Source organism: Paenibacillus sp. VT-400, from assembly GCF_001029205.1.
In the GTDB taxonomy this organism is placed as follows: domain Bacteria; phylum Bacillota; class Bacilli; order Paenibacillales; family Paenibacillaceae; genus Paenibacillus; species Paenibacillus amylolyticus.
In genome coordinates this window covers 486327-499168 of sequence record NZ_LELF01000067.1, presented here as the reverse complement: position 1 = coordinate 499168, position 12842 = coordinate 486327, and the positions used below count along the sequence as shown (strand labels likewise).

9 protein-coding genes are annotated in these 12842 nt (G+C 46.3%); 1 reads left to right on the top strand and 8 read right to left on the bottom strand.

Features of this window, described 5'->3' with window-relative positions; genetic code table 11:
* Positions 1–184 precede the first annotated feature (184 nt).
* From EL84_RS12830 to EL84_RS12815, 4 genes are all read right to left on the bottom strand, one after another.
* Entirely contained in the window at positions 185–862 is a 678-nt protein-coding gene (locus tag EL84_RS12830) for a CpsD/CapB family tyrosine-protein kinase (protein ID WP_047841967.1), read from the bottom strand.
* Positions 843–1598, bottom strand: a complete 756-nt coding sequence (locus EL84_RS12825; protein WP_235431525.1) for a YveK family protein — start codon at positions 1596–1598, stop codon at positions 843–845. Before EL84_RS12825 ends, EL84_RS12830 begins: the two co-directional genes overlap by 20 nt.
* Before the next feature lie 32 nt (positions 1599–1630).
* Entirely contained in the window at positions 1631–2389 is a 759-nt protein-coding gene (locus EL84_RS12820; protein WP_036611338.1) for a tyrosine-protein phosphatase, read from the bottom strand.
* 155 nt (positions 2390–2544) lie between these two features.
* A complete protein-coding gene (locus EL84_RS12815; RefSeq protein ID WP_127551237.1) occupies positions 2545–2949 on the bottom strand; it encodes a hypothetical protein in 405 nt (134 codons plus the stop codon).
* Between the two features lie 378 nt (positions 2950–3327).
* Between EL84_RS12815 and EL84_RS12810 the strand changes: the two genes are divergently transcribed.
* Positions 3328–3696: a helix-turn-helix domain-containing protein gene (locus EL84_RS12810; protein ID WP_047841965.1), complete on the top strand. Its 369-nt coding sequence runs from the start codon at positions 3328–3330 to the stop codon at positions 3694–3696.
* Positions 3697–3793: 97 nt separating this feature from the next.
* Here EL84_RS12810 and EL84_RS32005 read toward each other — a convergent pair whose 3' ends face one another.
* The 4 genes from EL84_RS32005 to EL84_RS12790 form a co-directional block, all read right to left on the bottom strand.
* Positions 3794–3949, bottom strand: coding sequence for a hypothetical protein (locus EL84_RS32005; RefSeq protein ID WP_017690128.1), 156 nt, complete (start codon positions 3947–3949; stop codon positions 3794–3796).
* Between the two features lie 230 nt (positions 3950–4179).
* A complete protein-coding gene (gene gltB / locus EL84_RS12800) occupies positions 4180–8778 on the bottom strand; it encodes a glutamate synthase large subunit (protein ID WP_047841964.1) in 4599 nt (1532 codons plus the stop codon).
* Positions 8779–9454: 676 nt separating this feature from the next.
* Positions 9455–11737, bottom strand: a complete 2283-nt coding sequence (locus EL84_RS12795; RefSeq protein ID WP_047844153.1) for a YhgE/Pip domain-containing protein — start codon at positions 11735–11737, stop codon at positions 9455–9457.
* Positions 11738–11943: 206 nt separating this feature from the next.
* Positions 11944–12525 carry a TetR/AcrR family transcriptional regulator gene (locus tag EL84_RS12790; RefSeq protein WP_036611349.1) on the bottom strand — a complete coding sequence of 194 codons (582 nt, stop codon included), beginning with the start codon at positions 12523–12525 and terminating at the stop codon, positions 11944–11946.
* Positions 12526–12842: the final 317 nt, after the last annotated feature.

Here is a 12842-nt window from a genome sequence, read left to right as displayed (position 1 = left end):
TACCACCCTATCCTCTTTTTTTTTAGTTTGATAAAAGTTGAACCAGGGCATCTAACCCGTCCTCACGTCATACCTTCGACGATTAACGTCTAAGGTTCATTGAACCCACAGCATGACCGAGTGCCTACAGTGATAAAGGTGCAGTAGACATTACCTGTTTACTTGGGAGCATTGGATGGAAGGTTTACTTCTCTCCGTAGCCCACCGGAACTGCAGCGTTTTTGATATTGTTCAGGATTGCGCCCAGAATTCGTGCATTCACATGCTCTAGAGCAGCCTTGGTCTTCTTCACCAATTCCTTCTTGACCTTGCCCGAGTTCACGACCAGCAGCACACCATCACACAGCGAACTCACAATGAGTGCATCCGTTACCGCGAGCACAGGCGGTGTATCAAACATGATGACATCATATTGATCCTCTAACTTCTCAATCAGCCTTTTCATCCGGTTGGAACCGATCATCTCGGAAGGGTTCGGCGGAATTGGGCCAGAAGTGAACAATTGGAGATTGTCGATATAACTCTCTCTAAGCACGTCTTCCACACTGTACTGATTAGACAGCACACTACTCAGACCGATATGATTGGGTACGGAAAACACCTGGTGCAATGAAGGATTACGCAGATCCGCATCGATCAGCAGAACTTTTTTGCCTTCCTGGGCATAGGTTACCGCCAGGTTGCTAATGGTTGTGGTCTTGCCTTCGCCGGATTCAGCGGAAGCCACCATGATTTTTTTGATATGACTGTCGATTGAGGAGAACTGGATGTTCGTCCGTAATTTACGGTATCCCTCCGAGATTTGAGATTTGGAGTTAAAATAGGTCACCAGACTGTTATTTTCATTGGTTTGCCGCGACATATTTGCCATCCCCCACTTTCTGTTGAGATACGTAATTTTTCGTATTTTTCAGATCATCTTTTTTCATTTTGGATATCACTGTAAGCACAGGCAGGCCCAGCTCTTTTTCAAGTTCAGCTTCGGATTTGAATGTGTCATCCAGATAATCCAGCAGGAATACGAGTGCAATCGCGAGCACAAGACCTGCGAACAGACTGACAATGATGCTTAATGTGGTTTTCATATTAATTGGAGATGCGTTACTATCCACTTTTGCTTCACTGAGGATAGCCACATTATCGATTTTCATGATTAGGGGGATTTGAGATTGGAACACGTTGGAGATGGCATTGACCGTTTTTGCGGCTTTTTCGTAGGTAGTCCCTTGTACAGTTATGCTCATCACTTGGGATTCGCTGGCTGTAGAGACGGAAGTGCTATTCATGAGCTGAGCAGAGGTTAAGCCTAGGTCCGGATACGTGGTAGCGACTTTATCCATAATGGCGGAAGATTTAATAATTTCTCTGTATGAGTTAATGAGTTTGATATTGGTTTGTATCATGCTGAAGTCCATCATCGCCTGGCCTTGAACGTTAGAGGTCTGGTTCACGATCAGTTTGGAACTTGCCTCATAGATGGGCTGGGTGAAGAAAATGCTTTTGACCCCTGCACCCACACCGGCTATCAAAGCAATTGCAACAATCAACCACAGTTTCTTTTGTAAGAGTCGAAAATATCCTTTCAGTTCCACTTTCATTCCTCCTATACGTTGTGATCTATCCTATGTAACTACCAGATGGACAGTAGCCATTTGCGAGGTTTCCAGCGTTCTGTGACCAGACACGAATTCGATAGAATATGCGACGCATTCTCTGCCAGCCTTTTAACGGCTTCAGCTCCAAATCGACGCTCGATGGCCCGCTCTCCTTCACTTATGGCAAATGTCCTTTTGCACGTATCATGTGCATCTGATGAAATGAAATGAAACCCGTTTTCTTTGCAAAAATGAAAACACCACTGCCGAACTTTCCGTCCGAAAAGCCCAGTGAAAGATTGAGCGGTAAGCTGACATAGTCCGCCTTGACTCAAGTAATCAGCCAACAACTTTGGCTTCTTCAAAATGACACGATTACGTTCCGGATGAGCAATAATAGGGGTAATTCCCGCTATTCGTAATTCATGCAGTATCCTGGGGAACTGTGAGGGAATATGACCAAAGGGTAGTTCCAGCAACATGTAACGACTTCCGGCGAGTGTGCAGCACTTTCCTGCATATAAGTCTCCAATCAGGTTGTCATGCACCCTGATCTCCTGTCCGGGACGGATCTCCAGGCGAATGTTACGTTTGCGAAGTTCTGCATGGAGCAGGTTCACGGCCTGATTGACCACCATCGGTTCATTGTTGTATTGCCCGTTCAGGTGATGCGGAGTAGCAATAATGGAGGTAATTCCTGAGGCTGCCGCCTTCTCAGCCATCGCAACGGACTGCTCCATTCGAACAGGACCATCATCTAGGCCCGATAATATGTGGCAGTGCATTTCAACCATATCCAAACTTCCTGAAATAGTATGAGCCCCCTCGCCCCTTTATTCATTGCGCAAATGCTTTTGGTGTTAAAGAACTAATGCATAACGCTATGAAATATAGTAAAATGGCGTTAAGTACATGTTTTGTTCAGAAAATGTTAAGAATCGACTTGGAATTATATGGTGAAATCAATGTAATGATAGGGTTCTTGCAGAGCCTTTTGTTCTGTTGCCTTTTCATACTGAAAACGGGAAACCGCGGGAAACTGAACTTCAGTAAGCATTGTGTTTAACTGTCCAGTTATATATAGTTTCTGTTCGTGCTGAATATGCAAGTTTGAATGATACATTGTGAGCTCTCCGAAGGGCTGTTTCCATTGCAACCTTGCGTGAAGTCGTACACATACATGTTGATCTTCAACATCCAAACCAATGAGCATTTCTGATGATACCGGCAAGTTCAGGTCGCTCAGGAAGGTGATTGCTTGAGTGTCCATTCCAAGTAACAGAACAGGGCGTCTTTTGCGGTCTACCATTTTCCCGTGAAACTCCTGAATGTACATATGGACATTTAATTTCATATCAGCCCATTCCTGAATTATTGAATACATGGTTTCATTCCTTTAGAATGGATTAGCCTACATGGACTGCCTCCACTTCCTTCTCACAGGTATATGGTCCAGGCAACAAGGAGATACTTAAAATATTCCAAATGATACATTTTGTAACTCCATACGTCCAATTTACGATACAATACGTATCATGTCAAGCGGTATTTGGACATGGTTCTTTTGATTTACGACAATTTGAGATGTCCTTAGACAGACCTATTTACAAATTGAAATGGGTTAAAGGAAACACATGAGGAGTTACTCTTTTGCAGGAAAGCTGCCCTGATCAAACACTTGGCTCAGGATTGTTTCAATATATATTTGATGTCGTTCAGGGGGAAATAGCTTATGAGCTACGGAAATCGCATTGCGGAATTACGGGAACAGCGGGGACTTACTCAAGAAGAACTTGCGAGCTCCATTCATATTACAAGAGCTGCTCTCTCCCACTACGAGAAGAATCGACGTAAACCGGATTTCGAAGTGTTAACGAGACTTGCTGACATCTTTGATGTGTCTATCGATTATCTTATAGGACGTACAAAGCAAAGCGATGTTGTGATGGATGAAGACGTACGTGAATTCGTTGATACCTTGGAGTTGTCGGATAAGGAAGTGTTGGAACGCTTCGATCTGATGATTGATGGGAAGTCCTTAACAGAAGAAGAAGCACGTCGTTTTATTGCGTTTGTCCGAATGGAACGCAGTATGGACTAAACCCGAAAAGAGGACCCAGTTCCCGAGAGATAACATCTCTGGCTTCTGGGCTTTTTTTGTGACTTAATTCCCTTTCATTCCATGCTTGTCTATTGTGTCAAGGACGCTTGTTGTTGACGGAGGATACGAAATGGTTCCAACGCTCCGGGTCGATTCCGCATTGCAGTAACACCTTCATGATGTCCATCTGGGTTGCTTCGACTTGTTTACCTGTCGGCCTACGATCGTCCCTGTTTGGATGCTTCATATTCATTCCGCTAACCTCTCTTATCTTTATACTTTCCCTGCCCTCCAAAACTAGCCTTATTATACTTGAGAAAGTTCCTCGATGTTGTCGTCTCATGGCGATAACGTTTTTTGATGGGGTTCTAATTTTGTCGAAAGCAAAATAGGAGCAATATGATGCCGGAATGGCAACCATATTGCTCCTATTATTCTTAATACAACCTGTTCATGCAACTCCACCTTGGAACAAGGAAGTTATTAACCTCCAGCACGTGCAAGTTCACGCATATTCGCTTCAAACGCTGCAAGCAGCGCTGCTTCTCCCGTCAAACCTGTTGCCTGAATCCGTTCGATCTGTTCTGTCATACGTTTGAAGTCCTTCGGAATAACCCGAACGAACTGATTCAGCGCATCTTGCCAGTTATCCAGAACGCGCTGACCGACAGCACTTCCTGTGTTGGCAACATGACGTTGAATCATGCCTCGCAGATCTGCACTTTCGGCCACATCTTCGATACGTTCCAAAAGAACCATTTCCAGATTACAACGTTTCAGGAATGTGCCTTCCGGATCATACACATAAGCAATACCTCCGGACATCCCTGCTGCAAAGTTACGACCTGTATCGCCCAGTACAACGACACGTCCACCTGTCATATACTCACAACCATGGTCGCCTACACCTTCAACGACTACTTTGGCGCCCGAGTTACGTACAGCAAATCGCTCACCCGCAATACCACGGATATACGCTTCACCGCTTGTTGCTCCGTAGAGAGCCGTGTTACCGATAATGATGTTATCTTCCGCCTCAAACGTTGCTTTCGGAGAAGGCATCACGATCAGTTTACCTCCGGACAATCCTTTACCTACGTAGTCATTGGAATCACCTTCAACGGTCAAGGTCATACCTTTAGGTACAAAGGCCCCAAAGCTTTGTCCGGCAGAGCCGACAAATTTGAATTTAACCGTATCTTCCGGCAATCCTGCGAGTCCATATTTGCGTGTGATCTCACTACCCAAAATGGTACCTACTGCACGGTTAACGTTTGTAATTGGAAGCACCGCTTCAACCGGTTGCCCGGATTCAATAGCAGACTGTGCCAGTGGCAGCAATTGTTGCATATCCAGCGTTTCTTCCAATTGGTGATTCTGATGCTGTGTGCGGTAACGTGCAGAGCCTTCCGGCATTTCAGGCACGTGCAGCAATACAGACAGATCCACACCTTTTTTCTTCCAGTGATCTACGGCTTCTACCGTTTCGAGGCAATCTGTACGTCCGACCATCTCCTGAATAGTACGGAAACCAAGATCAGCCATGATCTCACGCACATCTTCAGCAACAAATCGCATGAAGTTAACCACATGAGCTGGATCACCCATATAATTTTTACGCAATTCCGGATTCTGTGTCGCTACACCAACCGGACAGGTATCCATCTGACAGACACGCATCATGATACAGCCAAGTGCAACGAGCGGTGCTGTAGAGAATCCATACTCTTCTGCTCCAAGCAAGGCAGCAATCGCCAAGTCACGGCCGTTAAGCATTTTGCCGTCTGTTTCGAGGACAACACGATCACGCAGATTGTTCAGCATCAACGTTTGATGTGTCTCTGCAAGACCTAGTTCCCAAGGCATACCTGCGTGGCGAATCGAACCTTGCGGTGATGCACCTGTACCACCGTCATAACCGCTGACAAGGATAATATCGGCACGGCCTTTGGCTACACCAGCTGCGATGGTACCCACGCCCACTTCCGATACCAGCTTCACGTTAATCTCAGCACGCGGATTGGCATTTTTCAAGTCATAGATCAGCTCTGCCAGATCCTCGATCGAGTAGATATCATGATGCGGTGGTGGCGAGATCAGACCTACACCCGGTGTAGATCCACGAACTTCAGCAACCCAAGGATACACTTTACGTCCTGGCAGCTGTCCGCCTTCACCTGGTTTAGCTCCCTGAGCCATTTTAATCTGAATCTCGTCGGCATTAACCAAGTAGTTGGATGTAACACCAAAACGTCCGGATGCTACCTGTTTAATCGCACTACGACGGGAATCCCCGTTGCTATCTTTAATGAAGCGAGCCGGGTCTTCTCCACCTTCACCGGTATTGGATTTACCTCCAACACGGTTCATAGCGATGGCAAGATCTTCATGCGCTTCTTTACTGATCGAACCGAAGGACATTGCACCTGTTTTGAAACGACGCATGATATCTTCTACGGATTCAACTTCTTCGAGTGGAATGGAAGCTCCAACCGGTTTCAGCTTCAACATGGAGCGAATGGTCAACAATTGATCATTCTCACCTTGTACAAGTTTGGAATATTTTTTATACAGCTTGTAATCCCCAGTGCGTACTGCATGTTGCAGGGTATGAATGGTTTGCGGATTGAACAGATGCTCTTCTCCGTCGTTACGCCATTGATAATCCCCACCGGAATCCAATACTTTATCGTTACCGTCTTTTTCCGTAAAGGCACGGTTATGATGTGTCAACGCTTCGGCTGCCACTTCTTCCAACCCAATTCCACCGATACGGGAAGGTGTCCAGGTAAAGTAACGGTCAACGAAATCTGATTTCAGACCTACCGCTTCGAATATTTGAGCTCCCCGATACGATTGAATCGTAGAAATCCCCATTTTGGACAACACTTTAGTAACGCCTTTGGTAGCTGCTTTAATGTAGTTTTTCACTGCTTTCTCATGCGAGATACCACGCAGCAATCCTTGCTGAATCATGTCATCCAGCGTTTCAAAGGCCAGATAAGGGTTCACCGCACTTACACCGTAACCCAGCAGCAACGCGTAGTGGTGAATATCACGCGGTTCTGCCGATTCAAGCATAATGCTGACTTTGGTTCTGGTTCCATGGCGAATCAGATGGTGATGCAGACCTGCTACAGCAAGCAATGCAGGAATGGCAGCATTCTCTGCATCCACACCGCGGTCAGACAGGATCAGAATGTTATGACCTTTGTCGATGACACGATCTGCAGCTTCGAAGAGCAAATCCATCGCTTTGCGAAGTCCTTCTGCTCCTTCCGCAGCGGTGAAGAAGATTGGAATCGTCATGGAGCGGAAGCCTGGGCGACGCACATGGCGAATCTTCGCAAAGTCTTCATTGGACAATACCGGTGTATCCAGACGGATCTGGCGACAACTCTCCGGTTCAGGGTTCAGCAAGTTGCGCTCAGGACCAATGGTTGTTGCTGTAGACGTTACAATCTCTTCACGGATTGCATCGATTGGCGGGTTGGTTACCTGGGCGAACATCTGTTTAAAATAGTTGTACAGACGCTGCGGACGATCCGACAGCACAGCCAGCGGTGCATCATAACCCATCGAACCCGTAGCTTCCATACCTGTTGTTGCCATCGGCTCCAGGATTTTACGCAGTTCTTCAAATGTATAACCATATGCCAGCTGAAGCTGGGTCACGTTATCATGTTTTGGATCAGGAAGTTCCGGTGCTTCCGGCAACTCGCTCAGATCCATCAAATGCTCATCAAGCCAATCCTGGTACGGATTCTCGGCTGCAATGATTGCTTTTACTTCCTCATCCGCGATGATGCGGCCTTCTTGTGTATCCACAAGCAACATCCGACCTGGACGCAGACGATCTTTGTACAGGATCTCTTCCGGCGCGATATCAAGTACCCCAACTTCGGAGGACAGGATAATACGGTCATCCTTGGTTACATAATAGCGAGCTGGACGCAATCCATTACGGTCAAGTGTTGCACCAATTTGCAAACCATCTGTAAAGGCCATTGCTGCTGGTCCATCCCAAGGCTCCATCATTGTGCTGTGATACTCATAAAATGCCTTTTTGGCAGGGTCCATTCCCTCATCCGTGCTCCAAGGTTCAGGAACCATCATCATGGCCACGTGTGGCAGAGAACGGCCGCTCAGATACAGGAACTCCAGTGTGTTATCAAACATAGCTGTATCCGAACCGTCCGGATTGATGACTGGTTTCACTTTCGCAATGTCGTTACCAAACAACTCGCTCTCAAACAAGGACTGTCTAGCATGCATCCAGTTCACGTTACCACGCATCGTGTTGATCTCACCGTTGTGGATCATGAAGCGATACGGGTGGGCACGTTCCCAGCTTGGGAAGGTGTTGGTACTGAAACGGGAATGCACAAGTCCAATGGCCGATTCCACGAGTTCTTCCTGCAGATCCAGATAGAACCCGCCAACTTGTTCAGTTGTCAGCATGCCTTTATATACAATTTTGCGACAAGACATGCTCGGAAGGTAGAACGAACCACCTTCTGCTTCATCTGCCGAATAACGAATAGCCAGCTCAGCACGTCTGCGAATAACATACAGCTTACGCTCGAATCCAAGCTCATCCTTCACATCTGCGGATCTTCCAATGAACACCTGACGTACATAAGGTTTTGCTGCAAGCGCAGAACGGCCAAGCATTTCATCAAAAGTAGGAACATCCCGGAAACCCAGGAACGTCTGACCTTCTTCTTCAATAATCTTCTTAAGGCTCTCTTCATGCGCACTGCGAATGGCAGGGTCCTGGGAAAGGAACAACATCCCTACGCCATAGAATCCCTGTTCAGGCAATGCAAAACCAAGGCGTTTCGCTTCCTCTGCAAAAAAGCGATGTGGAATCTGAATCAGGATACCTGCTCCGTCACCAGAATTCGGCTCACTTCCCTGTCCTCCACGGTGCTCCATGTTACTGAGCATGGTCAGTGCCTGACTAACGATATCGTGTGAAGGTACTCCTTTGATGTTGGCAACAAAACCCATTCCGCATGCGTCTTTTTCGAACTGCGGGTCATACAGACCCTGTTTTGGAGGTAATCCGATGTGTCTCATGGAACGCAACCTTTCTATAATGAAGTATTTCGGAAAGATCAAGAACATAGGCAACAGGCAACAATGAAACGGGAGGAGCTGGCCTTTCGCTTGCGATAGAGCCTGCTAGATAGAAGAGGTGACAGCATGAGACTGTCAAAAATAATGCCTGCATTGGGCAGAAGCCATTAAATGAGATGAGATGAGCTGATCCGGACGATCCGGCAAACAGCCTGTATAAATCAACACGCAGCCGCTGGCACGGCTACTGAAATGGAGCGACGTTTTTTTGATATAGTTCTATTATTTTAACACCGACCTAACATCAGCGCAATTTAAACTTTTTAATACCTCTGATAAGAAATGTTTTGCAGTACAGCTTTACAGTAGTGACGTTTAAATTCATCTCTTTTTCGAATAATTATACACTTTTTAAGCCAGAGTACAACTGAATTAAATTGCTGACAGAAGAAAATCGTTCCATGTGCCGCCTACGTTTATCCATAATTCCACCAAATTTTCACTGCTTAAGCCAGCGAAACTTTACTTCTCTATGCATTTGTATACAAAATAGCCTGCAACCCCTTTTTGGGGTCACAGGCTATTTGCACTATTTGACTACTATATTGCATAATTCCACTACAAGAAAATAAAGTTTTTTTTCAAAAATATGACCCTGCTGAAGATCAGGTTCGACTTATGCCGTCACAACTTGACCAGAATCAGCCTGTTCGACTTCTTTTTTCGGACGTCTGCCATTCCAGAGGAAGTAAGCAAGCGTCAGCAGAATGGATACACCTGCATAGATGCTAAGAATACCTGCCTGATGCCACATCACATCCAGATTACCACTCGATACTACGGCTTTGAAGCCCATAATGCTGTGTGTCATTGGCAACCAAGGGCTAAATGCCTGAAGCCATGATGGAATCAGTTCTACCGGGAAGGTTCCTGCACTAGCCGCAAGCTGGAAGACCAGAAGCAGAATGACAACATAACGTCCAGGCAGATCCAGCCAGGTTACAAGTGCCTGAACAATCAACATGAAGGTCAGCCCCGTAATAATGGTAAACAGATAGAACAGCCCTACGCTGTGCGTCTCCAGTCCAAGACCATATAACATGAAACTTGCCACGATAACTGATTGGAAAATACTTACGGAGCCAAATACCAGTGTCCGGCTGACAAAACGATTCCAGCCTGTTGCACCAGGTACGGACGTTTCCCGCATTTTCAATACAATCGTGGAAATCAACGATCCCACAAACAGACCGATCGACAGGAAGAACGGTGTCAATCCTGTACCATAATTGCTCACATTCTCTGCTGTATTCTCCGAGGAGTTTACCGGTTCAGCGAACATGTTCACTACATCATCCGTTTTCTTAACTTCGGATGTTTTCTGTGCGGCATCATTCAGCTTGGTTTCCAATTCACTCGAGCCATCTTTTAGCTCAGTAAGGCCGTCAGCCAGTTTGCCCGCGCCATCACCCAATTGCTTGGAACCATCGGTTAGTGAACTAACGCCACCACTGAGTTTACCTACACCCGTTTGCAAAGCTGTTGTTCCTGAGCCCAGCTGCTTGGCACCATCTGCAAGCAATGTACCGCCACTTGCAGCATCACCCAATTTGCCGCTGAACTGCTTCAGACCATCGGAGAGTTTCGCTCCTCCTTGACTAAGCTGCCCTGCACCAGCCAGCAATTGTTTCTGACCATCCACCAGCTGGTTCGCACCAGCAAGAAGTTGCTCCTGACCTCCATGAAGCTCGGTTGCACCCGCAGCCAGTTGCTGGTTGCCCTGATGTAGCTGATCTGCACCTTGTGCCAGCTTCTGCTCGCTCTCATGCAGTTGTGCACTGCCATCAGCAACAGCTTCACTTGCTGCAAGCAGCTTCTGTACATCCGCATTTTCAGCCAGTTCGGGGTTCGATGCAGCAAGCTGTTTCAATCCGGCGGCTACGCCCTGTGCACCATCAGCCACCTTGGAACTGCCATCTACAGCCGATTGCAGGCCTGTTGCCAGTGTACCGCTGCCCTGAACTGCACTTTGCAGACCATCCGACAGCTTTGCACTGCCCTGTTCTGAAGATTTCAGGCCAGCCTGCAACTTACTTGTGCCATCCAGTGAAGACTGGAGTCCGGTTTCCAACTTGGCGCTGCCATCCTTCAACTGATCTGCTCCGCTCTGAAGCTGGCTCGAAGCAGCTGCCTGAAGCTGTTGCAGACCGGATACAAGATTCGATGTTCCACTTTCAAGTTTGGTTGCCCCTGTATGCAGCGCGTTAACACCATCACTTAATGGAGAAAGTCCTTCCTGAAGTTCAAGCGTTCCGGATGCAAGCTTCGCCAGGTTATCCTTGAGCTTAACAGCACCATCATCCAGTTTGCCTGCACCGGTATTCAGTTCACCAGCCCCATCGCCTGCCTCAGCCAAGCCATCCGATACTTCGGAGAACTTGTCGAGCAATGTCTCTGCATAGGATTCCGTTACTTTGGCTGAGACTTTTGCTTTCAGGTCCTTAATAGCGGTCTTACCGATCTGTGCACCAACAAAACTGTAATTGCCATTCGGTTCATAGATCAGATCAGCCGGCTCCGGCTTGTCATCCAGCAATGTTGTTGCTTGGGATGAGAAGTTCTCCGGAATCGTAATTTGCATATAATATTTGTCATTACTCATGCCTTCTTTGGCTTGACTGGCACTGACAAAGTCCCATTTAAAATCGGCATTTTTCTTCAGCTCATCCACCAGATCACTACCTACATGGAGGGATTTGCCCTCCAGCTCAGCACCTTTATCCAGATTGACAACGGCAACCGGCATCTCATCCACATGACCATACGGGTCCCAATAGGCCGCCAGATAGATGCCACTATACAGGATCGGTATAAACATAATTGCAATAACAGGGATCAACACCTTTGGGTTTCTCACGGCCGATCCCACATCCTTGAAAAACACGGATAAAGATTTCATGTCATTTTCTCCCCTTAATCTCTCTGCTCCATGAGCAGGAATAACCATAATGAAATACAATGTCGCATTCCAGAAAACATACTGAAACACGAAGTGACTACTTTCCTCAAACGGTCACTTTAGGACAAAAAAACAACCTGTCTTCCGACAAGCCTCCCTGCTTGATACGCGTGAAAATCCTTATATTATAGTAGATTAAATTTGGATTACGTTACAGCAGCAATTCCTTCCATTAAGAAAAGGCGAAAGTAAGTCTTGATTTCCTCTTTGCTCAGCGGTTGATGTTGTTTGCTCCAGTCTGAGGTGAGTGCAATATACAGGCGAATCATCATAAATGCGACGACTTGCGGATCACAATCTCGAATCTCTCCATTGTCTTTTGCTTTCTCAAGCTCCTTAGCCAGAAAGTCGGAGATTACTTTCTCCACCTTGTCCAAACCTTCCTTGGCCTGCAGCGTTCCAAAGTCCTTCAGCTCCTGAGATAACTTAACGAGCAGATCGTGATCACGACGAAACTCCAACAAGGCATCCAGTACCCGAAACAGATTATCAAAAAATGCACTTTCCTGATGTACTTCACGATGCGCGATGTTCTTCATTTCCTGAATCACTTCTACCAGGATCTGATCAAACAATTGTTCCTTATTGGTGAAAAACGTATAGATCGTTCCTTTGCCAACGTTCGCAATCTTGGCGACCTGATCCATCGTCGTTGCTTTGTATCCAAACATGGCAAACGACTGGGCTGCTGCATGAATAACCTGCTGTCTCCTGTCAATCGGAGCCATCTAATCCCTCCTTTAATCACATTCATTGTTCAATCGCTCTACATAAATGACCAGAAATACAATTCGGTCATTCGGTCAAAAACTACAATACCACCTTCTAAAACAGATTGCAACCCTAACATTTTAAAAATTGTGTTAATATTTTTTAACCTAAATGCAGTGGAAACTCCTTCTGTCGTCGTCTATAGTGTAAGATGACTCAGATAATACGTGTATATAATGAAGTCTAAGTTGTCTCATTGTATGATATATGGTGTAAATATTCATAGAAGAAACATGATTTTGTGCTTCAATGTATATTCATGTAGTAACGCATT

Bases quoted from the DNA above. Each gene is read 5' to 3' on its own strand.
- EL84_RS32005 (WP_017690128.1), bottom strand. From the start codon at position 3,949: ATGAATATGAAGCATCCAAACAGGGACGATCGTAGGCCGACAGGTAAA.
- EL84_RS12810 (WP_047841965.1), top strand. From the start codon at position 3,328: ATGAGCTACGGAAATCGCATTGCGGAATTACGGGAACAGCGGGGACTT.
- gltB (WP_047841964.1), bottom strand. From the start codon at position 8,778: ATGAGACACATCGGATTACCTCCAAAACAGGGTCTGTATGACCCGCAG.
- EL84_RS12830 (WP_047841967.1), bottom strand. From the start codon at position 862: ATGTCGCGGCAAACCAATGAAAATAACAGTCTGGTGACCTATTTTAAC.
- EL84_RS12790 (WP_036611349.1), bottom strand. From the start codon at position 12,525: ATGGCTCCGATTGACAGGAGACAGCAGGTTATTCATGCAGCAGCCCAG.
- EL84_RS12825 (WP_235431525.1), bottom strand. From the start codon at position 1,598: ATGAAAGTGGAACTGAAAGGATATTTTCGACTCTTACAAAAGAAACTG.
- EL84_RS12795 (WP_047844153.1), bottom strand. From the start codon at position 11,737: ATGAAATCTTTATCCGTGTTTTTCAAGGATGTGGGATCGGCCGTGAGA.
- EL84_RS12815 (WP_127551237.1), bottom strand. From the start codon at position 2,949: ATGAAATTAAATGTCCATATGTACATTCAGGAGTTTCACGGGAAAATG.
- EL84_RS12820 (WP_036611338.1), bottom strand. From the start codon at position 2,389: ATGGTTGAAATGCACTGCCACATATTATCGGGCCTAGATGATGGTCCT.